This is a genomic window from Nonomuraea sp. NPDC051191, assembly GCF_044455665.1.
Lineage (GTDB): Bacteria > Actinomycetota > Actinomycetes > Streptosporangiales > Streptosporangiaceae > Nonomuraea.
In genome coordinates, this window is the sequence record NZ_JBITEZ010000001.1 from 498,423 (window position 1) to 519,960 (window position 21,538).

Consider the following 21,538-nt stretch of genomic DNA (forward strand, 5'->3'; position numbering starts at 1 on the left):
CGAGAAATGAGTGGATCATCCGCATGACGCCTACCGTACCACCCGGTTTGGAGCGGATGCGTCCTCGGGTTGGTGCTGGATATTCCTGACGGCTAAAGGGCGGGTTTGGTGGCATTTCGGGGGTTTGGTCCGGGATTATGCTGCCTGTGGCGATGCTTCGGTTGTTGGCAATCGGGTTTCTTGCCGGTGTCGTGGCGTTCCCGCTCCTGTGGCTGGAACGCGCGGACGGCTTTCAGCATGCGCGGATCGCGGCACTGTTGGCACTGGGGGTGGGGCAGTTCGTCACCGTGCCGGTCGCGCTGGTCGGGGGGCTCGTGCTCGCCGCGAGAGGGGTGTGGGCTCGTACGCCGGGTTATCTGTTGGGGACCGTCACCACCTTTTTCGGAGTGCTTGTCGCCACTCAGGCGTGGGCCATGGGCCGATGGGTCGAGGGACGCGCCGAGGTGGACGATATCGACACCGAAACCGTCCTGGCGTTTCTGGCGACCATTTCCGGGACGGTGACGACGGCCGTCGGCCTGTCCATCGTCCTGTTGCGATGGTCCGGTTATGATTCCCGAACCGCGCCGTTACGTCAGCGGCGTGCGCGCAGGCGCGGGTGAACGAATTCCGTCACGCACGGAACTCCGTTTCCGGGGCTGATCGGTGGAACAAGGAGTTCGGTGAAGTACTGGTTATGGCGGGTGCTGGTCGCGTTTGTCGTGGCGTTCTCAGGAATGGCGGGACAGGCCGTGGCGGCGCCCGGTCACGAAGGCGGTGTCGGTGACGACCAGGAGATCGCGGTCTTCCTGTGCGCGCCGTCCGCGGCCAGGTGTCACAAGCGGTACGCGACGGCGAAGCAGCGTCGTGAACTCGGGGCGTTCCTGAAGTCGGTGCCCGAGGTGACCGAGGTGCGGTTCGTGAGCCGGGCGGCGGCGTACGCGGCGTTCCGGCGGGAGTTCGCCGGCCGGAAGAAGACGCTGGCCGGGGTGCGGGCCAAGGACCTGCCGGAGTCGTTCCGGGTACGGGTGTCGGGGGTGGCCGATCGGGCTCGCGTTCTGGCCGCGGCGGAATCGCGGCCGGGGGTGTGGTGGGTCGTCGACCAGGCGGATGGCCGTTTCAAGACCCAGCCGTCCTGGAACGAGGATTTCTCTGTGCTGCTCTGCACGGGAACCTCGTTCACGAAGGGGTGCAAGCGCGGGCGGGGCAGTGCGAACGACGCGGCTGCCACGGCGAAGGAGAAGAAGGCGATCGTCGCCGCCATCGAGCGGATTCCCGGCCTGGAATCGTACGTGTTCGAGGATCAGCAGACGGCGTATCGGAACTTCGTCGAGACGTACGCGGACGACGAGCCCCTGATCTTGGCCACCAAGATGTCGGACATGCCCATGAGATATCGGCTGTGGGTCCGGCCGAAGGGGAATCCCGGTTCCTGGGGCCACCGGCTGGCGGGCATGCCGGGGGTGAGCCAGGTGGACGACCTGGGCTGTCTGGCCGAAGGAGTGCGGTTCTGGCTGGAGTACGGGCTTGAGAATCACCGGTCCTGGACCAGGGAATGCGAGTTGCGCTGAGACAGGGCGGCCGCCGGTTCGAGCGTTTCGTTCAAGACCGGCGACACGATCGTGGACGCCGGCCGCGGCACCGGTTCACAGGCGATGCTGCTCCACCGTCCCGAACCGCGGGCCCGGGTCATCGGCGGGATCAGCTCCAGGTGGCGCGCTTGAGCACCCCGGCCAGCCCGTAGGTGTTCCAGGCGTCCACCACCAGGATCCTGGACTGCGGCAGGAACCACTCCCGCTGCGTCCACTTCGAGGTCGTGCGGCCGGTGTCGTTCGTCACGCAGCGGTTCGGCCAGGTGGTGTACTGCGCCTTGTGCCCGGCGCCCACCGGCCGCAGCCCGCGGTAGGAGGCCTTCTCGCCGGGGTACCAGCTCAGCTTGGAGTTGTACGGGCACGGGATCACCCCGCTGAACGGATGGAACTGTTCCTTCCCCGTGTACGTGAAGGAACCGCCGCCGACCGGCACGTTCGTGTACTCCTTCGGCCCGAAGATCCAGAAGCTCTCGCAGTCGGGCGCGAACGGCTCCGCCTTCTTGCACAACAACCCGGTCACCACCACGACGTGGTCGCCCGACCGGCGCACCTGCCAGTCGGCGGGGATCCTCAGGGTCATGCCACGGAAGGAGACGGTCTTGACCTGCGCGGACGAGGAGGCCGACGCGGTGGACGCGGTCGCGGGCAGTACGGCCGCCGAGGTCAGGACGGCGAGAAGGAGAAGGCTTTTTCTCATGGTTCGGGAAGGTACGCACCCTCACTTGCGGAGGGCTGGCCATCCACTTGGAGGACGTCCGCCTCGGGTGGGTATGGGGTAAAGCATGATCTTCCTGAGACGGGCCGTCCTGATGGTCCTCCTCGCCTTCCTGGTCATCCCGATCACCGAGGTCGTCGCCGGTCCGCAGCCGGCCGCGGCGCAGTCCCGCGCCGAGGCGCAGGCCGGTGCGGCACGGGCCCGCCGCATGCTGGCCCAGCTCCGCGTCGCCAGGCCCTTGTCGCTGCGCGGCTACAGCCATCGCCGGTTCCAGCCCCGGTGGGGACGTCACAAGGGAAGGTGCGACGTACGGGAGACCGTCCTGGCCCGCGACGGGCGACGGGTGCGCAGGAACGCCGCCTGCCGCGCGGTGAAGGGCGTCTGGTACAGCCCGTACGACGGCAGGCGGTTGAAGAGCGAGCGCCTGGTGGACGTCGACCACGTCGTGCCGCTGGCCTACGCCTGGCGCTCGGGCGCCAAGAGGTGGAGCCAGGCGCGGCGGCGGGCCTTCGCCAACGACCTCACCCGTCCTGAGCTGGTCACCGTCAGCCATTCCGCCAACATCGCCAAGGGCGGGCAGGGGCCGCAGAGCTGGCGTCCGCGCCGCCGCGCCTACTGGTGCCGCTACGCGACCTCGTGGATCACCGTGAAACACCATTACCGGCTGTTCGTGACGCGCGGCGAGCGCAAGGCGCTGTCCAACATGCTCAGGACCTGTGGGCGCTGACCCAGAACGGGAGAAACAGGGATGAAGCCTGACAAAACTGCTGTTGATCAGCGGTTGGATGGGGTGCATGACTGCTCACGAGGTGGCCCGGAGGCTGCCCGACATCCCCGTGCTGCGTGACCTCTGCCGATCGATGGCGGTGCTGGAGGCGGTCCTGAGCCCGGAGTGGGAGGACCGCTTCCACTCCTTCGACGCCCACTGGAGCCCGGGTGAGGAGATGGCCTCCCTGCGGAACGGCTCCGGCGACGACTACTCGATCGTCTTCTCCTCGAAGGGCGCCTACATCCGTGCTTTCGACCACGAGTCCGAGATGAGCCCGTACGCGAACGACGGGCCGTGGCCCGGCGTGCTCGACTCGGTCCCGGACGTCTTCCTCGACTGCGTACGTGAACCCGCGTTCCGCGACGAGGACGGCCTGCCACTCGTGACCGCCTGCATCTGGCGCGAGACCGGCGACGGGGAGTGGCGCACGGGCGACATCGCCTACCCGGACGCGGCCGAGGACGCCGACGGCGCGTCGGGCCTGTTCGCGCTGCTCACGGACCCCTCGCCGGAGGCGTTCCGGCGGTTCGCCGAGGACCACTACGAGATCCCGGTGGATTTGGACGCGGTCCGGCACGTCTTCGCCCTCCGCCCGCTCACCCCCGCCGTCGTGGCCGCGCTGAACGCCGAGCTCACCCTCCAGGACCTCGCCGAGGACCTTGCGGAAGCCGGGTACCCGATGCCGGAAGCCGGCCACCCGATGGCGGAGGCCGGGTAGCCGGGCGGTCGCGCTCACGCCTGCCCGGCGAACACCGCCTTGAGCGCCTCCGCCGTCGCGCGTGGGAAGGCGGTGTTGCCGTTGTGGCCGCCCGGGAGCGTGACCGGCTCGGTGCCGAGCAGCTCCGCCAGCGCGAGCGCGCAGCGGTAGGTGTGCACCGAAGGCCGGGTGGTACGGCCGATCGCCGGGATCACCCGCGTCCCGGTGTGCGTCAGCTCCGCCGGGGCGAGGTCGTCCGCCATGACCGCCGTGAACTCCGTCCCGATGAAGAAGCCGAAGTTGGCCTGCCGCCTCGGCGTGAGCGGTTGCGGGGTGAGCCCTTCCTCGGTTTCGTCGTGGGCCGGGTCGATGCCGAGGTGCCGGGTGATCGCGGGGAAGGCCGCCGGCAGCCCGCCGGACGCGTACGCCTGCTGGATGGCCGTCAGCTCGGAGACGTGCTCGGCCCGGCCGGCGGCGGGCAGCAGGTTCGGCGTCACGGGCTCGTGCGCGATCAGTGTGCCGAGCACGCCGGGGTGCCGCGCCGCCACCTGGAGGCCGATCGCGCCTCCCATGCTGAACCCGGCCATCAGCGCGGGCCCGTCGGCCACCTCGGCGAGCAGCCGCACGACGTCGTCGGCGTGGTCGGCCATGGTGACGGGCGGCGCGCCGGGGTCGAGGGCGCTGCGCGACAGGCCGCGCCGGTCGTAGGTGACGACCGTGAAGGCGTCGGCCAGGAGCGGCACCAGGTCGGCGGTGCGGTCGGCGTCGCCCTCGCCGCTCTGGGACAGCAGGAGGACGGGCCCGTCGCCCTCGACCTGGAAGTGGAGGGTGGCACCCGGGACGGAAAGCGCGTTCATGATCGGTCTCCTCTGCGAAAAGCATCTAAATCGATGCATCGATATAGATGTATCATGTCCTCATGAACGGAGTCCAACTGTTCCTGCTCGGCCGCACCCTCATGAAGATCGGCGAGCAGGCGATGCCCCAGCCGAAGGGCGACGGCCCGCGCGGCTCGGTCCGTACGGTGCTCGTGGTCCTCGGGGACGTGGTCGCCCATCCCGGCACGACGGTCAGCGAGATCGCGGCGCGGACCGGCCTGCCGCAGAGCCAGGTGTCCACGGCCGTCGCGCGGCTGGAGTCCACGGGGTCCGTCGAGGGCGTGCCCGATCCGGCCGACCGGCGGCGGCGGCTCATCCGTCCCGCCGCGACGCCGTCGGCCCGGGTCGCCGAGGTCAGGGCCGCCACGATCGACGACGCCCTCGCCGCCGCGCTCCCCGACCCGGGCCCCGAGGCGGTCCGTGAGGTCGCCGCCGCCCTGGACGTGCTGGCCCGCCACCTCACGCCGGAGGTCACCGCCCGCGTCCGCGCCGTCGACATGGAGAGCGCCGTCGACATGGAGAGCGCCGTCGATGCGGAGAGCGCCGTACGATCTCAACCGTGACCGCCTCCGGCAGGACCCTCTACGTCATCGTGTGCGCGGCCGGCCCGGCCGGCGACGTGGCCAGGCTCGTCGTCCCGGCCCAGGGCGAGGGCTGGGACGTCCAGGTCGTCGCCACGCCGTCGGCGCTCGACTTCATCGACGTGCCCGAGCTGGAGCGCCTGACCGGCCGTCCGGTCCGCAGCCGCTACCGCAAGCCGCACGAGCCCAAGCCGCCCAGGGCCGACGCGATCGTCGTCGCCCCGGCCACGTACAACACGATCAACAAATTCGCCATGGGTGTCGCCGACACCTACGCGCTGGGGGTGCTGGCCGAGGCCCCTGGGCTGGGCATCCCGGTGGTCGTCCTGCCGTTCGTCAACAGCGCGCTCGCCGCGCGGGCGCCCTTCCGGCGCAGCGTCGAGGAGCTGCGGTCGGAGGGGGTGCGCGTCCTGATCGGCCAGGGGCAGTTCGAGCCGCACGCCCCGAGCACGGGCGACGGCAACGACACCTACGTCTGGGAGAGCGCGCTCACGGCGCTGCGTCCGTAGAGGGCCGATCGCGGCCCTTGTCGAACGAGATTCGCGAATGACATTCTGGAATTCGGAACCTCGTCCCCGGAGGACGCATGGACAAGGAAGCCCTCCGCCGCAAATACCTCGAAGAGCGCGACAAGCGGCTGCGCCCGGACGGCGACGACCAGTACGTCCGCCTCACCGGCCGCTTCGCCCACTACCTGGACGACCCGTACACGCCGAGGACCGAGCGCGACCCGAAGACCGACCACGTGACGGTGGCCTTCGTCGGCGGCGGGTTCGCCGGGCTCGTCACCGGCGCCCGGCTCAAGGAGGCGGGCATCGACGACGTGCGGATCGTCGAGAAGGGCGGCGACTTCGGCGGCACCTGGTACTGGAACCGCTACCCGGGAGCACAGTGCGACACCGCGTCGTTCGTGTACATGCCGCTCCTGGAGGAGACCGGCCACATGCCGACGGAGAAGTACGCGCACGCCCCCGAGATCCTCGAACACTGCCGCCGCATCGGCAAGCACTACGGCCTGTACGACAACGCCCTCTTCCACACCGAGGTCCAGGACCTGGAGTGGGACGCGTCCCGGTCGCGCTGGACCGTCCGCACGAACCGCGGCGACGCGTTCACCGCCCAGTTCGTGGTCATGGGGATCGGCCCCCTGCACGTGCCCAAGCTCCCCGGCGTCCCCGGCATCGACGACTTCCTAGGGCATTCGTTCCACACCAGCCGATGGGACTACGACTACACCGGCGGCGATCCCACGGGCGCGCCCATGGACCGGCTGGCGGGCAAGCGCGTCGCCGTCATCGGCACGGGCGCGACGGCCGTGCAGTGCGTGCCGCACCTGGCCCGCGCCTGCGCCGAGCTGTACGTGTTCCAGCGCACCCCCTCCTCGGTGGACGTACGCGACAACCGGCCCACCGACCCCGCCTGGTTCGCCGGGATCGCGACCCCGGGCTGGCAGCGGCGCTGGCTGGAGAACTTCACCGGCAACCAGACCGGCGGCCTGACCGACGAGGACCTGGTGATGGACGGCTGGACCGACATCGCCCGGCGGATCCGCGCCCGCATCACGGCGCTTGCGCCCGAGGACCTGACCCCGGAGAAGATGGCGCAGGCGTACGAGGACTCCGACTTCGAGAAGATGGAGGAGATCCGGGCCCGCGTCGACGCGATCGTCCGCGACCCGGAGACCGCCGCGAAGCTGAAGCCCTGGTACCGCCAGCTCTGCAAGCGTCCCTGCTTCCACGACGAGTACCTGCAGTCCTTCAACGTCCCCGGCACCCGCCTGGTCGACACCGACGGCAAGGGCGTCGAGCGCGTCACCGAGCGCGGCGTGGTGGCCGGCGGCGTCGAGTACGAGGTCGACTGCGTCATCTACGCCTCGGGCTTCGAGGTGACCACCGACTACACCCGGCGCGCCGGCTACGAGCTGACCGGCCGCGACGGCGTCCGGCTCACCGACCACTGGGCGGACGGCATGCGCACTCTGCACGGCATCCACGCGCACGGCTTCCCGAACGCCTTCGTCGTCCAGCCCGCGCAGGGCGCGAACCTCATCTCCAACATCCCGCACAACCTCACCGAGGCCGCCCGGACGGTCGCCCTGACCATCGGCCACGCGCTCGCCCACGGCTTCGACGAGATCGAGGTGACCGAGGAGGCCGAGGACGCCTGGATCGAGCTGCTGCTGTCCGGCCCCGGAAGCATCCTCGGCGCCTCCGCCGACTGCACACCCGGCTACTACAACAACGAGGGCCGCGATCCGGGCAGGAAAGGCCGCCTGAACATCGGTCACCCGCAGGGCGCAATGGCGTACTTCGCGTATATCGACGGGTGGCGGACGTCGGGCGCGTTCGAGGGGCTGGAGTTCCGCAAGCGCGCAGAGGGAGATTGACCCGATCGGTCCCCTGGAAGCATTACTGCCCTGCCGGTGAATTCACTCTTCCGTGACCGGACATTGTCGGCCATCGTATTCGATGTCACACTCATGCGTAACGCCACCAGGGAAAAGGGGTTATGCCGTGGCGCGTCCATGGGAAGCTGACGCATCGGCCGAGCTGCGACGACGCCTGGGGAGGTCGGCCCTTGAGCTTGGCGATACCACCGCAAGTCCCTCATGTCCTGATATCTGGGAACTGTCCAACGGCGATATCGCGATAATCGGACGCGACCTTACGGACAGTTACCGGGGCCGGCTGCCCGCGGGGGTTAGTATTGCCCGTGACGAACGCCTGGTCGTCATTCCCCGCAAGATGCTCGTAGCCGCCAAGCCGGATATCCCTGATGCTTAGAAACGTCGCTGCGGCCAAGTCCCAGCAGCTCACGCCCGACGAGTATTTCGCTGATTTCTGGCCGTACTTCCGCGATCTCGAACGGGTGTTTTGGAAGCTTGAGACGCGCCAGAGCTACCGTGAGCCCGACGAGCCGAGCTGGCTGGCCCTCGACGCCGGCGACTGGGGCGAGGCGATCCGGCTCATCGACGAGCGCCGGCAGGAGATCCAGCGGCCGCTGCGCGAGGCGGGGGAGTTCGCGATGCGGCGGGTCCGGCTCGTCGAGCGGCCCTTCAGTTCCTACCTGCAGTGGGAGCTCTACTACATCCGCCTGCGGGCCCTGGCCGGCGAGCACATCCGCGTCCTCGAGGCCGACGGCCTGGCGGCGCTCGGCTTCCCCGAGGCGCTGCCCGAGGTGGTCATCCTTGACACGACGGTCATGTACGAGGTGCTCTACAGCCAGGACGGCACACTGACCGGAGCGCGCAAGATCCTCGACCGGTCGTTGATCGAGAGCTGCGGAGACGACATGGAGAAGCTGTTCGGCCAGGGCGCGGAGCTCATTCCGTACATGACCGCCGAACGCGACGTGCTTCCTCCGCCGCTGCGCCACTCGGCCACGTTCTAGCCCGGTGAACAGACGGTCGTTCGGGCGCTACTGGGTGACCATCCTGCTCCTGCTGTCGGTCGTCGCCGCCGCCGGCCTGGTCGTGGCCTCCCCCTTCTTCCTGGCCGCCCTGGGACGCAGCCGCGGCGACTGGTCGGTGCTCGGCGACATCGGCCAGACGTACGGCGCGGCCTCGGCCATCCTGGCCGTGCTCGCGCTGATCGGCGTGGCGTTCTCGCTCGTGCTCCAGGCCAGGGAGGCCAAGTCCGCCAGGGAGCAGGCGCTGCGCACGCTGCACGGCGACCTGATGAAGATGGCGATGGACGACCCGCTCTACCGGGCGTGCTGGGGGGCGTTCTTCGCCTCCGGCGACGAGGAGGGCCAGCGGGCCCACCTGTACGTGAACATGATCCTCAACCACTGGCTGCTGATGTGGGAGCTGCGCTCGATCACCGAGGCCCACCTGCGGGAGGTCGCCGCGACCGTGCTCGCCGGGCCGATCGGCGGCGGGTTCTGGCGGCAGGTGCGGGCGTTGCGGATGACGAGCGCCGGGTCGCGCAGGGAGCGCCGGTTCAACCTGATCATCGACGACGTCTACTCCGAGGTGACCGCCGGCGGGACGGCGTCCGTGGCGGCGGCGCCGCGCCGGGGAGGTTCCGTGGCGGTGCGGGTCGGGGTGGTGCTCGCGTTGGTTGTGGTCGTACGGCGTATTTTGCGCAGGTTCGTGGGGGATTGGCACTAGTTTCGTGCACCATGAGCTACGAACTGTACTTCGGCTCGGAGGACGACGAGCCGCGTCCACCGGACCTGGTGGCCTGGAACAACGTCGTCACCCAGGCCCGCGCGCTCCTTGGCGAGGTGAAGATCTTCGAGGACCCGCCCAACTGGGACCTCGAACACGAGGGCACCGGCATCTCGGTGAACCACTGGGAAGGCGGCTGGGGGATCAGCGTGCCGTTCTGGTGGCACGGTGACGCCGCCGGCCGGGTCGTGGAGCTGATGTACCAGGTGGCGCGGATCGTCGAGCGGGAGTCGGGGCTGGCCGGCAGCGATCCCCAGCTCGGCCGCCCACTGGCGGAGGCCGACGCGGCGGAGGCGGTCCTGATGTTCGACTCGGTCGCGGTGCGCTACGGGAAGGTTTGACCCCTTCAATCTGAACGATCGGTCGTTAATGTATGCTGAGCGGCATGGCCGACGTGAAGGAAGACGGTCGCCGGGCGCGCGGGCAGCGCAGCCGTGAGGCGATCCTCGGGCAGGCCGTGTCACTGGCTTCGGTGCACGGCCTGGACGGGCTGACCCTGGGCCGGTTGGCCGAAGCCGCCGGGGTCAGCAAATCCGGATTTTTCGCCCACTGGCGCGACAAGGAGCAGCTCCAGCTCGACACCGTCGAATGGGCCGTCCGCCAGTGGACGGACGAGATCGTCAGGCCCGCGCTCAAGGCCCCGCCCGGCGTGGCCCGCGTCCTGGCCCTGCACGAGGCCCGGCTGCGCTTCTACGAGACCGGCGTCCTCCCCGGCGGGTGCTTCTTCTACACCGCGCAGGTCGAGTTCGACGACCGTCCCGGCCCGGTCAGGGACCGGGTGGCCGAGGCGGCGGCCGACTGGCTCGCCTTCATCGAGCGGCTGGTGCGCGAGGCGGTCGAGCTGGGCGAGCTGCCGCCGCAGACCGACCCGGCGCAGCTCGCGTACGAGATCGAAGCCCTGGGGGAGTCCGTGGTCACCCAGACCCGCCTGCTCGGCAGGGGCGGGGCCGCCTACGAGCGGTCCCGTCGCGCCGTCCACGACCGACTGAAGGAGCCCGTGTGACCCAGACCCGACCCGCCCAGGTGCACTTCGACGACCTCGACGCGATGGGCCTGCTGCACAACTCGCGCTACGCCCTGCTGGTCGAGCGCGCCATCTCCGCCTACTGGGCCGAGCAGGGCTGGAGCTTCGACCCGGCGATCTCCAAGTTCAAGGACCTCTACCTGGCCGTCCGCGAGTTCAAGATCACCTACAACGCGCCGGTCATGGGCGCGGGTGAGGTGCTGGTCGACTTCTGGATCGACCGCATGGGCCGGACCAGCGGCGTCTACGGCTTCCGGGTCCTGTCCGGCGACCGCTCGGTCGTGCACGCCGAGGGCTACCGCGTCAACGTCAACCTCGACCCGCAGACCTTCCGGCCCGCGCCGTTCAGCGCGGAGCTGCGTACGGCCGCCGAGCCGCTGATGGCGGGCTGAGCCGCCGAAGGTAGACCCCGCACTACTGCGCGCCGTTCCCCGCCGCCGATACGGTCACCGGGTGGGAAACAGGACCGCGCTCGAAGCGCTCACGCAGCGCCCGCCCGCCTTCCTCCGGTCGGCCTGGACGTGGCGGTGCGTGGCGTACCTGCTGGGCAGCGTGGTCCCGGGGGCGGCCGTCGGCCTGGGCGTCATGGTGGTCGGGCTCGCCGGGCCGCCGGTGAGCCTGCTGCTCGTGCCGGTGCTGCCGGCGCTGGTCGTGCCGCTGATCGCCCGGTTCGAGCGCGTACGGCTGCGTCTGGTGGACACCGTGCCGCTGCCGCCGGTGCCCGACCGGCGCAGGCGGGAGGCCGGGGTCGCCGTCATGACGGTGTTCGCGATGTGGTGGATCGACCTGCTCATGCTGGGGTTCACCGTCGGGGGGCCGGTGCTGCTGATCCTGTCGCCCGTGGTGCAGCCGGAGGTCGTGCCGGCCGCCGGGCTCGTGGCGAGCGTGGCGGGGGTGCTGCTGCTGCCGGTGGCGGCGTACACGATCACGGCGTGGGGCGGGGCGCGCGGCGCGATGGTCAGGGCGGTGCTCGCGCCCACCGGGTCGGAGCTGAGCGAGGTCATGCGGTCGCGGGCGCGCCTGGTGGACGCGTTCGAGACCGAGCGCCGCAGGATCGAGCGGGACCTGCACGACGGCGCGCAGCAGCGGCTGGTCGCGCTGTCGATGACGCTCGGCCTGGCCAGGCTGGACGTGCCCGACGACTCCCCGATGGCCCGGACGCTCGGCCGGGCGCACGACGAGGCCAGGCAGGCGCTGGCCGAGCTGCGCGAGCTGATCAGGGGCGTGCATTCGCAGGTGCTGACCGACCGGGGGCTGGGCGCGGCGGTCCGCGACGTCGCCGGACGCTCGCCGGTGCCCGTGGACGTGGACGTCGACGGGCTGGGCCGGCTGCCCGCGCCGGTCGAGGTCACCGCGTACTACGTGGTCAGCGAGGCGCTGGCGAACGTCGCCAGGCACAGCGCGGCCACCAGGGCCGCGGTCACCGCCCGGACGGCGGCCGGCACGCTGGCCGTCGAGGTCCGCGACGACGGCGTGGGCGGCGCCGACCCGGCCAGGGGGACCGGGCTGACCGGCCTGGCCGACAGGCTGGCCGTGGTGGAGGGAAGACTGTCGGTGTCCAGCCCGCCGGGCGGCCCGACCCTGGTGAGAGTGGAGATCCCGTGCGCGTGGTGATCGCTGAGGACGCCGTGCTGCTCCGCGAGGGGCTGGTCGGACTGCTCGAACGTTTCGGCCACACCGTGGCCGCCTCGGTCGGCGACGCGGACGCCCTGGTCGCGGCGGTCGCCGAGCACCGCCCCGACGCCGTGGTGACCGACGTGCGGATGCCTCCCGGCTTCACCGACGAGGGCCTGCGCGCCGCGCTCGACCTGCGCCGCCGCCATCCCGGCCTGGCCGTGCTCGTGCTCAGCCAGTACGTCGAGCAGACGTACGCGGCCGAGCTGCTGGAGTCCGGCGACGGCGCGGGCGTCGGCTACCTGCTCAAGGACCGCATCGGCGACGTGCGCGAGTTCGTGGACGCGCTCGACCGGGTGGCCGCGGGCGGCACGGTCGTGGACCCGGAGGTGGTGCGCCAGCTTCTGCGGCGGCGGCGCGGCCCGCTGGCCCGGCTCACCCCGCGCGAGCAGCAGGTCCTCGGCCTGATCGCCGAGGGCCGCGCGAACGCCTCGATCGCCAGGGAGCTGGTCGTCACCGAGGCCGCTGTGGCCAAGCACATCGCCGGCATCTTCACCAAGCTCGATCTGCCGCCCGAGTCCGACGGGCACCGCCGGGTCCTGGCCGTGCTGGCCTACCTTCAGGGATGACCGGCAGGAAGTCCGAAAAGTAAGGTTCGTTGGCATGAACGAGCGGTGGCAGGAGGTCGGCGACCGGGTCTACGTGCGCCGCCATGAGTCCTTCGACATGAACACGGGCCTGATCGTGGGCGACGGGCACTGTCTGGTGCTCGACACCCGCAGCTCCCACCGGGAGGCGGCCGACCTGATCGACGCGATCAGGACGATCACCAGCCATCCATGGACGGTCGTGAACAGTCACTCACATTTCGACCACTACTTCGGCAACGCGCTCTTCCGTCCCGCCGAGATCTGGAGCCACGTCCGGTGCGCCGAGGAGATCGACGTCTACGGCGAGCAGCATCGCGCGGACGTCCTGGAACGGCTGCCCGACCGCCGCGCGGAGATGGAGGAGATCGCCATCGTGCCGCCCGACCACACCTTCACCGCCTCGGCCAGCCTCGACATCGGCGGACGCATGGTGCACCTGCGGCATTTCGGGCTCGGGCACAGCAGCAACGACATCGTCCTGCACGTGCCGGACGCCGGCGTGGTGTTCGCCGGTGACCTGGTCGAGGAGGGCGCGCCGCCGGCGTTCGGCGACTCCTACCCGCTCGACTGGCCGGTCACGACGGGCGCGATGCTCGACGCGCTGCCGGAGCAGGTGTTCGTGCCGGGGCACGGCGCGGTGGTCGGCCGGGCGTTCGTCCAGGAGCAGCGGGCCGAGCTGGAGCTGGTGGCGGAGCTGGCCGCGAAGGCCCACGTGGAGGGGTTGCGCGACTCGATCACGCGGTTCCCGTACCCGGAGGAGGTGTCGCGGCAGGCGATCGAGCGGGCCTTCCTCCAGCTCGACGGCTAGGCTATATTGCAAAGTGCAATATGGAGGGTGGCAACATGGCACAACGCAAGGGCCTGGTCGACCTGACCGTGCTCGCCCTGCTCACGGTGCACCCGAGCCACCCCTACGAGCTCCACCGCTTCATCATCGACACGCACAAGGACTACATCACCGGCCTGCCGCGCAGCCTCTACCACGCGGTCGAGCGGCTGGCCGCGGACGAGCTGATCGTCCCCGCCAAGACCGACCGTGAGGGCCGCCGGCCCGAGCGCACGGTCTACGAGATCACCGACGAGGGCCGCCAGGAGCTGATCACCCGGCTCCGGCGGCTGCTGGAGCAGCCCGACCCCGACCGGCGCGCCTTCGTGGCGGCCATCTCGCTGATCGGCTGCCTGCCGCCGTCCGAGGCGCAGCGGGCGCTGCGTGCCCGCGCCGCCACGCTCGAAGGCACGCTCGCCGGGATGGAAGGGCACATCAAGGCCATGAACGACAGTGGCCTGCCGGAGATCCTCATGCTGGAGGTCGAGTGCGAGCAGGCTCTGCACGCCGCCGAGCTCGCCTGGATCAGGAGGCTTCTCGACCGGCTCCACCAGGGCGAACTCACCTGGACGAGCACGGCCGAGGGGTGAGATGACAAGGGCCGCCGGGGTGAGCCAACACCCCGGCGGCCGACATCCGAACACGGCGCCTGCCCTGCCCGGACGCGCAACTCCCAGGATAGGCGCCGCCACGAAGGGAGCTGTGCCATGTCCGAAGAGATCACCCGCCTGGTCGAGCGGATGACGGAGACCTGGAACGCCGGCGACTCCGCCGGCTACGCCGGCCTGTTCACCGAGGACGCCGACTACATCACCTTCTTCGGCCTGCACCTCAAGGGCAGGAAGGCGATCGAGGAGACCCACCGCGCGCTGTTCAGGACGTCCATCAAGCTCGCCGAGGGCGGCCCCGCGCCGACCGTCAGGCCGCTGACCGACGACGTCGCGCTGGTGATCGCGGGCGGCACCTCGTCGGTGGACGGCGTGCCCGACCCGACGAGGGCGTCCGTCGTCACGCTGACCGCGCTGCGCACGCCGGAGGGCTGGCTGTTCGCCTCCTTCCAGAACAGCCGGGTGAGCAAGCCATGAGGAAACGGCTGATCACCGAGGTGGCCGGGGTGATCGGCGCCCCGGTCGAGCAGGTGTGGCAGGCCCTGACCGGCTCGCCGCCCGCCTACCCGATGACCGTCGAGCAGGACGGGCACACCGTCGCCTACCAGGGCGGCTGGTGGTACCGGGGCGAATGGACCGTCCTGCCGCACCCCGAGGGCGCCCGCGTGGAGCACCGCGTCTACGACGTGGCCGGGTGGGGAGGCTGGGGAGTGGCCCTGGCCAACCGGTTCTTCATCGGGTTCGGGCGGCGGACGCGGGAGGCGTTCGCCGAGCGGATCGCAGGGGTCGGAAAACAATTGGGGTGCTTCACCAGGCTGGCCTAGGCTGCTGGCCATGAGCCTGGCGTGGGAACCGCTGACCCTTGACGACACCGAGGCGCTCGCCGACCTCCTGGCCGCGATCGAGGCCGAGGACCGCATCGGTGAGGTCCACGACCTCGACGACGTCAGGGAGCAGCTCGGCCACCGCCTGATCGACCTGGCCGCGGGCACGCTCGCGGCCAGGGAGGGCGGCGAGATCGTCGCCTACGGCTACCTGCCGGTCCGGCAGTCCGCCACCGACACCCACGTCATGCGGCTGTCGGGCGGCGTGCACCCCGGCCATCGCGGGCGCGGGCTGGGCCGGCGGATCATCGACTGGAGCCTGGCCGTCGCGCCGGAGCTGAGCGAGAAGGCCTTCCCGGGCGTCCCGCTGGAGATCCATCTGTACGTGCCCGACACCAACCTCGGGCTGAAGGCGCTGGCCGAAAGGGCCGGCTTCGCCGCCAACCGCTGGTTCGCCCACATGGGACGGCCGCTGTCGGGCGAACTGCCGGCCTTCACGCCGCCCGCCGGGGTGTCCGTCACCCCCTGGTCGCCCGAGCTGGACGAGGGCGCCCGCCACGTGCGCAACGAGGCGTTCCTCGACCACTGGGGCAGCGTCCCGCACACCCCCGAGAGCTGGCAGGACTACATCGTCGGCTCCCGGAACTTCCTGCCGGAATCGTCGTTCGTGGCCCTGCACGAGGGGCGGGCGGTGGGCGTGCTCATCACCCACACCTTCGAGGGCTACAACGAGCAGGCCGGCGTGCGCCGGGCCTGGATCCAGATCATCGGCACGCTCCGGGAGTGGCGCGGCAAGGGCGTGGCCAGCGCGCTGATCGCGCACGCCCTGGCCGCCTTCCGCGCGCAGGGGTTCGACACGACCGCGCTGGGCGTCGACGCCGACAACCCCACGGGAGCCGTCAGCGTCTACGCCCGCTCCGGGTTCGAGATCTTCGAACGCAGCTCGAACTACGCCCTGGCCGTCAAGCCGGACTGAGCGCCCCCTCGGCGAGCGGGAAGCGGGCCACGAAGCCGGCGTCCGTGTACGTCAGCGTGCCGCCGTGCAGGTGGGCGATGTCCCTGGCGATGGGCAGGCCGAGCCCCGCGCCGCCCGCGTCCCTCGCCCGCGCCTCGTCCAGGCGGGTGAAGCGGCCGAAGACGGCCTCGCGGTGCTCCGGCGGGATTCCGGGGCCGTCGTCCTGCACTTCGAGCACGGCCTGGTCCTCCTCGGCGCGCACCCGTACGCGTACGGCCGAGGCGGCGTGCCGTACGGCGTTGTCGGCCAGGTTGGTGACCAGCCGGTCGAGGTGGGCGCGGGAGCCGTTCAGCACCACGTCGGGCTCGATGTCCAGCTCCACCCGGACCTCGGGCCGCCGCCGGGCGCGCAGCGACTCCTCGGCCGCCACCTGACCCAGGTCCAGCTCGCCGGTGCGCAGCGGCTCGCCGGCGTCCAGCTTGGCCAGCATGAGCAGGTCGGCGGCCAGCGCCTGGAGGCGTTCGACGTCGGCCAGCGCCTCGCGGGTCAGCTCGCTCTGCTCGGCCAGTTCGAGCCGGGCGCGCAGGGTGGCGATCGGGCTGCGCAGCTCGTGCGCGGCGTCGGCGACGAACCGCTTGTGCCGGCCCACGGCCGTCTCCAGACGGTCGAGGGTGCCGTTCACGGTGGTGGCCAGGGCCGCGATCTCGTCCTTGGAGCCGGGTACCGGCACCCGCTGGTGCAGGTCGCGGGCCGTGATGTCGGCCACCTTGGCCCTGATCGCGGCCACGGGGGCCAGCGCGCGGCCCACGGAGAACCAGGTCATGCCGGCCACCACGAGCAGCAGGGCGGGCACGCCGGGCAGCAAGGCGCTGTACAGGGCCTCGACGGCCTTCCGCACGCCGTCCAGGGAGACCCGCGACCAGAGCGTGGCCGGGCCGGTCGGCGTGGTCACCTGCAGGCCCGCGACGGCGTAGCTGGCCGGCTGCGCCCACAGGGCGGGCGAGCCGGTGGCCCGGCCGGCCAGGACGAGGTCGGGATCGGCGAGCCGGACCACGGCCGCGTCCTCCGCCAGGATCTCGCTCGCCTGGCCGGAGGTCGTCCTCGACGGTGGCGTCGCCCCCTCCGGCGCGACCGGCACCGTCTCGGTGGCCGGCAACGTCTCGGTGACCGGCAACGCCGCGTACGGCACAGTCTCCGCGTACGACACCGCCGCCGCGGCCCGCCTGGCCGCCTCCTCGCCCGCGTTGCCCTCCAGCGTGCCGCGCAACGCCATGACCAGCACCAGGGCGGCGACGCCGAGCGCCAGGGCCACCACCAGCGTGGCCGCGACGGTGGCCCGCAACCGCACCGACGACAACCCGGCCGACACCCGCCCCCAGCTCACCCGCCCCCAGCTCACCCGCCCCCAGCTCGCCGGGCCCCAGCTCACCCGGCCCTGGCTCAGGCGCCCCCAGCTCACCCGCAGCCGGTTGAGCCGCGCTCCGAGCGGGGCCCTCACGCCGGCTCCAACCGGTAGCCCGCCCCACGGACGGTCATCAGTGACGTCCGGCCGAACGGCAGGTCGATCTTCCTGCGCAGGGCGCTGATGTAGACCTCGACGATGTTCGGATCGCCGTCGTAGGAGAAGTCCCACGCCTGGGCCAGCAACTCGCCCTTGGAGACCACCTCCCCGGGCCGCCGGGCGAGCGCGTGCAGCACCGCGAACTCCTTCGGCGTCAGCCCGATCTCCACCCCGCCCCTGCGGCAGCGCAGGCCGGCCGGGTCGACCACCAGGTCGCCGACGGTGATCGTCACCGGCCGCTCGGTCCCGCCGCGCCGCACCAGGGCGCGCAGCCGGGCCAGCAGCACCACGTACGAGAACGGCTTGGCCAGGTAGTCGTCGGCGCCGTTGTCGAGCGACTCGGCCTCGTCGTGGACGCCGTCCTTGGCGGTGAGCATCATGATCGGGGTCCAGTCGCCCGCCTCGCGCAGCCGGGAGCACACCGTGTAGCCGTTCATCCTGGGCAGCATCACGTCCAGGACGATCACGTCGTAGGCGTTCTCGGTCGCCATCCACAGGCCGTCGCGCCCGTCGTGGGCCACGTCGACCGCGAAGCCCTCGCCCGCCAGCCCGCCCTTGATCAGGCCGGCCAGCCGTTCCTCGTCCTCCACCAGCAGCACTCGCACGACGTCCAGAGTGCCTGAGTGAACCTAAAGCCAACCTGAAGATCATTTTGGGCGCGTTCAGGATCGCTTCAGGTGCGGGCGAGCACGATCGGGGCGTTCGGATGGATGCGACTGAATTCGACTGGATTCGACTGAGGAGAATGCATGTTCAAGCGACGTCTCGCGGTCCTCGGCACGGTGGGGGTGCTCGCGCTCGCGGTCCTGGGCGGCTCCGCCCTGGCCGACGCGCCCCCCGCCCCCGACGTCCCCGCAGCCACCACCGTGGCCGCCACCGCCCTGGCCGCCTCTGCGGCCCCCACCATGGCCCCCACCATGGCCGGGGTGTCCTGCCGGACGCCGGACGGCAAGGAGGTCAAGTTCGTCCACAGCGTGGCGGCCCGCGTGTTCGTCGCCCGCGACGAGAAGGGCGAGCGCAAGGACGGCGCGCCCGCACCTGACGCCGAGCCGGGCGTCACGGTCGAGATCTCCCCCCTGACCACCACCGAGGCCGCCCCCACCACGCCCAGCGCCCCCGCCGCCCCTGAGGGCGCGCCCGGCGCCCCCGAAGCCGCGCCCATCGCTCCCGCCACCCCCGAGGACGCGCCGAGCGCCACCCTGCCCGAGGGCGAGACGGTTCGGGCGGTCCCCGCGCTGCCTGCGACCGAGCTCCCGCCGGGCGCCGTGAACGCGGACGACCCCAGCAAGGTCGTCCAGATCGTCTGCGCTCAGGCGAAGCCCGTCGACTAGTTCTGTCCAGGGAACGACGGGTGCGGGCCCAGCGCCCAGTACTCGAACAGGCCGTGGCCGACGAGCCCGTCGTACTCGAAGCGGCCGACGGCGTCGACCAGGCCCCACATCCTGGCGGCGTCGTCGGGCAGCTGGTACGTCACTCCCTGCACGACCGGCCCCGGCCCCTGGTACATGCCGTGCCTCCAGTCCGGTTCCAACCCGTACCCGGTGCCGACCATGAGATGGACCGGCAGCACCGGCGTGCAGCGCACCTCGAACGGTCTGCCGCCCGGCGGCGAGAAGGCGATCACCGCCTCCACGACGTCCCGGGTGTCAGGGGCGTAGACCGGGCGGTAGTCCGGCCGGCCGAGGTACTCCTCCTCCCGCCCGTCCGACCACACGCGCACGGCCTCCTCCAGCAGCCGCCGGCCATGCTCGTCCTCCTGGACGATGCACAGGATGGCGTGGTCGTCGAACCTCATCGGCGCGTACAGCCAGTAGTAGGTGAATAAGACAACTCTTCTTCGGGGAGTTCGCCGGGAAGCAGTGTCATGCCTGAAAAGGTCCCCGTCCCCAGCCATAGCGTTGAGCAGGGAGAACGCTGCGACTCCGCCGGTAGGCAGTGATCAAACCGCGATGCCGGGGACGGTTTGGCGAGGAGTTTCATTACAGGGTCAAGGGCTCGCTGCGCTCGCCACGGGGCCGCCCGCCCGCTCAGCGGTCTGGCGGGCTTGCGCGTGCGGCCTGGGGGCCGTTCGCGCCCGCCACCGCACGCGGACGGGCGGCCCCGACGATGTGCTTCCAAGATTCTGCCGCCCCGCTTCCGGTGCTCGGGCCTGGAGGCCCTGTGCTCCGGGTCGGGTTGCCATCGATTCACCCGGGTTGCTGCCTGTGGTGGTCACTGGTCTCCGACTTCAGGTTCGCGGCGAGTTCGTCCAACGTCCTTCCGCAACGGATGTTGGACAGCCCGCTCGCAGGGGAAACCGCGACCTTCCGCATGGCCACCCAGCCCCCGGCCATGTCCTGCACCTGCCACCCCGGGTAGTCGTTGAGCAACTGCCGCAGGGTCACGGGCACGGCTGTGCTCCGGCGACCAAGGGAGAGAACGGGTGAGACTCCCGCAGTTGGGCGTAGCGGAGAGCGATTCTGTGGGCGGCCCGAGCAGGGTCGATGGAGGGATGCCAGGCGTAGATGACTCGGTGTCGTCTCGCATCCCATGCTGATCGCCACCAGTACCGATCGCCGTGACACCAGACGATCAGTCCAACCCAGACGGACACCAAGGCCAGGCCGTAGCCGTCGTGGACGTCTGCTGCGATCTCCATGCGCTCCAGCGCGCGCTGGAGCTGAATGGCGGTGTTCAGAGCGTCATCGTGTGCGGGGGTGAGATCGGCAGTGCCGAGGTTGCTCGTTGGCATGCCACCGAAGCTAGATTTGGCCCCGGCGTAAAAGTCGCACGCCTTGTGTGACTTGCCAGACTCCGCCTAAACGGGCGTGGTCATCTGTATGCGCCGGGCCAATGAGCGCAATGTCTCAGGTATGCGGGTATGGCCCCTCAGAAGGCTGTTGACGGTTTCACGCACCATCGGGTGGTACACCGTGTGCTGTGGCGACAGCCTGTCGGCCCGGTTCAGGGACTCAAGCGCGCGATCAGGTTCTCCGGCCATGAGCTGTACCCGCGCGAGATCGATGTAGTGATGGGACGAGCGCTCCGGAGGAAGGTTGCGCGGCGGTTTGAACCCTTCATTCCTTCTCATTGCCTCATCTGGGTCTTCTAGCTCAATGGCCGCCGCTATCTCATGGATTCGGACATTGCTCGGGCCGAAAGTGAGGCCGTAGTGATTGGTGTCGCGTCCTATGCGTGATGCGTATTCATGCGCTTGGGCAAGGTGCTCCCAGGCATCCACGCCGCGTGGGTGTTGCCGCGCGGCCAGAATGGCGGACCGCAGATGCATGGAGCCCGTTATCGCCAGACCGGCTTCGCGCGTGGAGATGAGCGAGTCGTACTCACGATGTGCCCGATCGAGGTAGGCGAGCCCGGCTCGGTACGCCGTCGAGGCGAAGAACACTTGGCTGCGCTCTTCGGCGGCATAGGCGAGCAGTTCGGGGTTGTCTGTTTCGCGCGCCGCCTGAGCCGCCCGGTCCACGGCTACCGATGTGAGATCCACGTAGCCCAGGCGATAGGCGACAGACTTGGCCGCGACGAAGGCGTGCATCAGCATCTCGGCAACGGTCTTCCGTCGCGCGCCCTCACTGTCATGCAGGATGACGGACATCTCCTCGATGAGCCCCGGCAGCCGCTTGCCCAGTTCGACATAGTTGATCTTGTCGAGCAGGGCATTGACCTTCCGCACGTCCTGGCCTATCGCTGCGAGGTCTCTGGGCTCGACCTCTGGCTCGGGCGGTACGTCCCAATGGCTGAGGGCTATGCGGATGGCCGGGATGCTGGCGTGCACTCGGTCGGTGTGCCGTGTGGAGCCCCGGTACGGCTGCCCGGTCAGCTCCGTGACGTCGATGTGCAGCGCTCGGGCCACGGCCGCGACCAACCATGGGGTCGCGGGTTTGCAGCCCCGCTCGACCTGCGAGACCAAGCTCTTGGAACAGGGGACGAGCAGGGCCAGGCCGTCTTGGGTCAGTCCGGCGAGCTTGCGGGCTTCGGCGATGCGGGGGCCGATGCCTGCCTGATCCATGATCAGAATATTCGTGCCGACGGGGGTCATGGGTGTCACCCTTCCCGAGGTCTCGGCTACCGTCCTCTTTGCCAGAGTAGGCCGAAGCGCA

At 70.5% G+C, this 21,538-nt stretch carries 28 protein-coding genes; 21 read left to right on the forward strand and 7 right to left on the reverse strand.

The window, feature by feature from the left end; genetic code table 11:
- The first annotated feature begins 146 nt into the window (after positions 1–146).
- Entirely contained in the window at positions 147–602 is a 456-nt protein-coding gene (locus ACIA8R_RS02295; protein WP_397036048.1) for a hypothetical protein, read from the forward strand.
- Positions 603–662: 60 nt separating this feature from the next.
- Positions 663–1,550 carry a permease-like cell division protein FtsX gene (locus ACIA8R_RS02300; RefSeq protein WP_397036050.1) on the forward strand — a complete coding sequence of 296 codons (888 nt, stop codon included), beginning with the start codon at positions 663–665 and terminating at the stop codon, positions 1,548–1,550.
- 130 nt (positions 1,551–1,680) lie between these two features.
- On the opposite strand, the gene ACIA8R_RS02305 is transcribed toward ACIA8R_RS02300, so the two are convergent.
- On the reverse strand, positions 1,681–2,268 hold the full coding sequence (locus ACIA8R_RS02305; protein ID WP_397036052.1) for a hypothetical protein: 588 nt from the start codon (positions 2,266–2,268) through the stop codon (positions 1,681–1,683).
- A gap of 85 nt (positions 2,269–2,353) precedes the next feature.
- Here ACIA8R_RS02305 and ACIA8R_RS02310 point away from each other — a divergent pair, with 85 nt between their 5' ends.
- Both ACIA8R_RS02310 and ACIA8R_RS02315 read left to right on the forward strand, forming a co-directional pair.
- Positions 2,354–3,013: an HNH endonuclease family protein gene (locus ACIA8R_RS02310; RefSeq protein ID WP_364083412.1), complete on the forward strand. Its 660-nt coding sequence runs from the start codon at positions 2,354–2,356 to the stop codon at positions 3,011–3,013.
- A 67-nt stretch (positions 3,014–3,080) separates the two neighbouring features.
- Positions 3,081–3,773, forward strand: coding sequence for a hypothetical protein (locus ACIA8R_RS02315; protein ID WP_357693204.1), 693 nt, complete (start codon positions 3,081–3,083; stop codon positions 3,771–3,773).
- A gap of 14 nt (positions 3,774–3,787) precedes the next feature.
- Here the strand turns inward: ACIA8R_RS02315 and ACIA8R_RS02320 are convergent, their stop codons facing one another.
- Positions 3,788–4,609, reverse strand: coding sequence for an alpha/beta hydrolase (locus tag ACIA8R_RS02320; protein ID WP_357693202.1), 822 nt, complete (start codon positions 4,607–4,609; stop codon positions 3,788–3,790).
- A 62-nt stretch (positions 4,610–4,671) separates the two neighbouring features.
- On the opposite strand from ACIA8R_RS02320, the gene ACIA8R_RS02325 reads away from it, so the two are divergent.
- The 16 genes from ACIA8R_RS02325 (at position 4,672) to ACIA8R_RS02400 (ending at position 15,904) form a co-directional block, all read left to right on the forward strand.
- Positions 4,672–5,193: a MarR family winged helix-turn-helix transcriptional regulator gene (locus tag ACIA8R_RS02325; RefSeq protein WP_397036055.1), complete on the forward strand. Its 522-nt coding sequence runs from the start codon at positions 4,672–4,674 to the stop codon at positions 5,191–5,193.
- Positions 5,190–5,720, forward strand: a complete 531-nt coding sequence (locus ACIA8R_RS02330) for a flavoprotein (RefSeq protein ID WP_357693198.1) — start codon at positions 5,190–5,192, stop codon at positions 5,718–5,720. The genes ACIA8R_RS02325 and ACIA8R_RS02330 overlap by 4 nt, the downstream gene beginning before the upstream one ends.
- A gap of 77 nt (positions 5,721–5,797) precedes the next feature.
- Complete coding sequence (locus ACIA8R_RS02335; protein WP_397036057.1) at positions 5,798–7,597, forward strand: flavin-containing monooxygenase; 1,800 nt, start codon at positions 5,798–5,800, stop codon at positions 7,595–7,597.
- A gap of 127 nt (positions 7,598–7,724) precedes the next feature.
- Positions 7,725–7,994, forward strand: coding sequence for a hypothetical protein (locus ACIA8R_RS02340; protein WP_357693194.1), 270 nt, complete (start codon positions 7,725–7,727; stop codon positions 7,992–7,994).
- A complete protein-coding gene (locus ACIA8R_RS02345; RefSeq protein ID WP_357693192.1) occupies positions 7,987–8,601 on the forward strand; it encodes a DUF6879 family protein in 615 nt (204 codons plus the stop codon). The genes ACIA8R_RS02340 and ACIA8R_RS02345 overlap by 8 nt, the downstream gene beginning before the upstream one ends.
- Before the next feature lie 4 nt (positions 8,602–8,605).
- Positions 8,606–9,322, forward strand: coding sequence for a DUF6082 family protein (locus tag ACIA8R_RS02350; RefSeq protein ID WP_397036060.1), 717 nt, complete (start codon positions 8,606–8,608; stop codon positions 9,320–9,322).
- Between the two features lie 11 nt (positions 9,323–9,333).
- Entirely contained in the window at positions 9,334–9,723 is a 390-nt protein-coding gene (locus ACIA8R_RS02355; RefSeq protein WP_397036062.1) for a hypothetical protein, read from the forward strand.
- Between the two features lie 44 nt (positions 9,724–9,767).
- A complete protein-coding gene (locus tag ACIA8R_RS02360) occupies positions 9,768–10,385 on the forward strand; it encodes a TetR/AcrR family transcriptional regulator (RefSeq protein ID WP_357693186.1) in 618 nt (205 codons plus the stop codon).
- Entirely contained in the window at positions 10,382–10,798 is a 417-nt protein-coding gene (locus ACIA8R_RS02365; RefSeq protein WP_357693184.1) for a thioesterase family protein, read from the forward strand. Before ACIA8R_RS02360 ends, ACIA8R_RS02365 begins: the two co-directional genes overlap by 4 nt.
- 61 nt (positions 10,799–10,859) lie before the next feature.
- Positions 10,860–12,020, forward strand: coding sequence for a sensor histidine kinase (locus ACIA8R_RS02370; RefSeq protein ID WP_397036064.1), 1,161 nt, complete (start codon positions 10,860–10,862; stop codon positions 12,018–12,020).
- Complete coding sequence (locus tag ACIA8R_RS02375; protein ID WP_397036066.1) at positions 12,008–12,649, forward strand: response regulator; 642 nt, start codon at positions 12,008–12,010, stop codon at positions 12,647–12,649. Before ACIA8R_RS02370 ends, ACIA8R_RS02375 begins: the two co-directional genes overlap by 13 nt.
- Before the next feature lie 34 nt (positions 12,650–12,683).
- Positions 12,684–13,478, forward strand: coding sequence for an MBL fold metallo-hydrolase (locus ACIA8R_RS02380; protein WP_357693178.1), 795 nt, complete (start codon positions 12,684–12,686; stop codon positions 13,476–13,478).
- A gap of 35 nt (positions 13,479–13,513) precedes the next feature.
- On the forward strand, positions 13,514–14,086 hold the full coding sequence (locus ACIA8R_RS02385; protein WP_364083377.1) for a PadR family transcriptional regulator: 573 nt from the start codon (positions 13,514–13,516) through the stop codon (positions 14,084–14,086).
- 117 nt (positions 14,087–14,203) lie between these two features.
- Positions 14,204–14,581, forward strand: a complete 378-nt coding sequence (locus ACIA8R_RS02390) for an SgcJ/EcaC family oxidoreductase (RefSeq protein WP_364083374.1) — start codon at positions 14,204–14,206, stop codon at positions 14,579–14,581.
- Positions 14,578–14,928 (forward strand): hypothetical protein, encoded by a 351-nt coding sequence (locus ACIA8R_RS02395; protein ID WP_357693172.1) that lies wholly within the window; start codon positions 14,578–14,580, stop codon positions 14,926–14,928. The genes ACIA8R_RS02390 and ACIA8R_RS02395 overlap by 4 nt, the downstream gene beginning before the upstream one ends.
- 10 nt (positions 14,929–14,938) lie before the next feature.
- Positions 14,939–15,904, forward strand: a complete 966-nt coding sequence (locus tag ACIA8R_RS02400; protein ID WP_397036069.1) for a GNAT family N-acetyltransferase — start codon at positions 14,939–14,941, stop codon at positions 15,902–15,904.
- On the opposite strand, the gene ACIA8R_RS02405 is transcribed toward ACIA8R_RS02400, so the two are convergent.
- Together ACIA8R_RS02405 and ACIA8R_RS02410 are read right to left on the reverse strand one after the other, a co-directional pair.
- Positions 15,891–17,381, reverse strand: coding sequence for an ATP-binding protein (locus tag ACIA8R_RS02405; protein ID WP_397036071.1), 1,491 nt, complete (start codon positions 17,379–17,381; stop codon positions 15,891–15,893). The two genes, ACIA8R_RS02400 and ACIA8R_RS02405, sit on opposite strands and share 14 nt — an antisense overlap.
- Complete coding sequence (locus ACIA8R_RS02410; RefSeq protein ID WP_357693166.1) at positions 17,378–18,049, reverse strand: response regulator transcription factor; 672 nt, start codon at positions 18,047–18,049, stop codon at positions 17,378–17,380. Before ACIA8R_RS02410 ends, ACIA8R_RS02405 begins: the two co-directional genes overlap by 4 nt.
- A 144-nt stretch (positions 18,050–18,193) precedes the next feature.
- Between ACIA8R_RS02410 and ACIA8R_RS02415 the strand changes: the two genes are divergently transcribed.
- Positions 18,194–18,775, forward strand: a complete 582-nt coding sequence (locus ACIA8R_RS02415) for a hypothetical protein (RefSeq protein ID WP_397036073.1) — start codon at positions 18,194–18,196, stop codon at positions 18,773–18,775.
- Here ACIA8R_RS02415 and ACIA8R_RS02420 read toward each other — a convergent pair.
- The 3 genes from ACIA8R_RS02420 to ACIA8R_RS02430 form a co-directional block, all read right to left on the reverse strand.
- Positions 18,772–19,239 carry a hypothetical protein gene (locus ACIA8R_RS02420; RefSeq protein WP_397036075.1) on the reverse strand — a complete coding sequence of 156 codons (468 nt, stop codon included), beginning with the start codon at positions 19,237–19,239 and terminating at the stop codon, positions 18,772–18,774. The two genes, ACIA8R_RS02415 and ACIA8R_RS02420, sit on opposite strands and share 4 nt — an antisense overlap.
- 391 nt (positions 19,240–19,630) lie before the next feature.
- Positions 19,631–19,834: a hypothetical protein gene (locus ACIA8R_RS02425; RefSeq protein ID WP_397036077.1), complete on the reverse strand. Its 204-nt coding sequence runs from the start codon at positions 19,832–19,834 to the stop codon at positions 19,631–19,633.
- A gap of 407 nt (positions 19,835–20,241) precedes the next feature.
- A complete protein-coding gene (locus ACIA8R_RS02430; RefSeq protein ID WP_397036079.1) occupies positions 20,242–21,477 on the reverse strand; it encodes a helix-turn-helix domain-containing protein in 1,236 nt (411 codons plus the stop codon).
- Between the last annotated feature and the right edge of the window lie 61 nt (positions 21,478–21,538).

What these genes read in the sequence shown, in the direction of transcription:
- ACIA8R_RS02305 (WP_397036052.1), bottom strand. Translation starts at nt 2,268, where the DNA reads ATGAGAAAAAGCCTTCTCCTTCTCGCCGTCCTGACCTCGGCGGCCGTA.
- ACIA8R_RS02310 (WP_364083412.1), top strand. Translation starts at nt 2,354, where the DNA reads ATGATCTTCCTGAGACGGGCCGTCCTGATGGTCCTCCTCGCCTTCCTG.
- ACIA8R_RS02315 (WP_357693204.1), top strand. Translation starts at nt 3,081, where the DNA reads ATGACTGCTCACGAGGTGGCCCGGAGGCTGCCCGACATCCCCGTGCTG.
- ACIA8R_RS02320 (WP_357693202.1), bottom strand. Translation starts at nt 4,609, where the DNA reads ATGAACGCGCTTTCCGTCCCGGGTGCCACCCTCCACTTCCAGGTCGAG.
- ACIA8R_RS02325 (WP_397036055.1), top strand. Translation starts at nt 4,672, where the DNA reads ATGAACGGAGTCCAACTGTTCCTGCTCGGCCGCACCCTCATGAAGATC.
- ACIA8R_RS02335 (WP_397036057.1), top strand. Translation starts at nt 5,798, where the DNA reads ATGGACAAGGAAGCCCTCCGCCGCAAATACCTCGAAGAGCGCGACAAG.
- ACIA8R_RS02345 (WP_357693192.1), top strand. Translation starts at nt 7,987, where the DNA reads ATGCTTAGAAACGTCGCTGCGGCCAAGTCCCAGCAGCTCACGCCCGAC.
- ACIA8R_RS02355 (WP_397036062.1), top strand. Translation starts at nt 9,334, where the DNA reads ATGAGCTACGAACTGTACTTCGGCTCGGAGGACGACGAGCCGCGTCCA.
- ACIA8R_RS02360 (WP_357693186.1), top strand. Translation starts at nt 9,768, where the DNA reads ATGGCCGACGTGAAGGAAGACGGTCGCCGGGCGCGCGGGCAGCGCAGC.
- ACIA8R_RS02380 (WP_357693178.1), top strand. Translation starts at nt 12,684, where the DNA reads ATGAACGAGCGGTGGCAGGAGGTCGGCGACCGGGTCTACGTGCGCCGC.
- ACIA8R_RS02385 (WP_364083377.1), top strand. Translation starts at nt 13,514, where the DNA reads ATGGCACAACGCAAGGGCCTGGTCGACCTGACCGTGCTCGCCCTGCTC.
- ACIA8R_RS02390 (WP_364083374.1), top strand. Translation starts at nt 14,204, where the DNA reads ATGTCCGAAGAGATCACCCGCCTGGTCGAGCGGATGACGGAGACCTGG.
- ACIA8R_RS02395 (WP_357693172.1), top strand. Translation starts at nt 14,578, where the DNA reads ATGAGGAAACGGCTGATCACCGAGGTGGCCGGGGTGATCGGCGCCCCG.
- ACIA8R_RS02400 (WP_397036069.1), top strand. Translation starts at nt 14,939, where the DNA reads ATGAGCCTGGCGTGGGAACCGCTGACCCTTGACGACACCGAGGCGCTC.
- ACIA8R_RS02415 (WP_397036073.1), top strand. Translation starts at nt 18,194, where the DNA reads ATGTTCAAGCGACGTCTCGCGGTCCTCGGCACGGTGGGGGTGCTCGCG.
- ACIA8R_RS02420 (WP_397036075.1), bottom strand. Translation starts at nt 19,239, where the DNA reads ATGAGGTTCGACGACCACGCCATCCTGTGCATCGTCCAGGAGGACGAG.
- ACIA8R_RS02430 (WP_397036079.1), bottom strand. Translation starts at nt 21,477, where the DNA reads ATGACCCCCGTCGGCACGAATATTCTGATCATGGATCAGGCAGGCATC.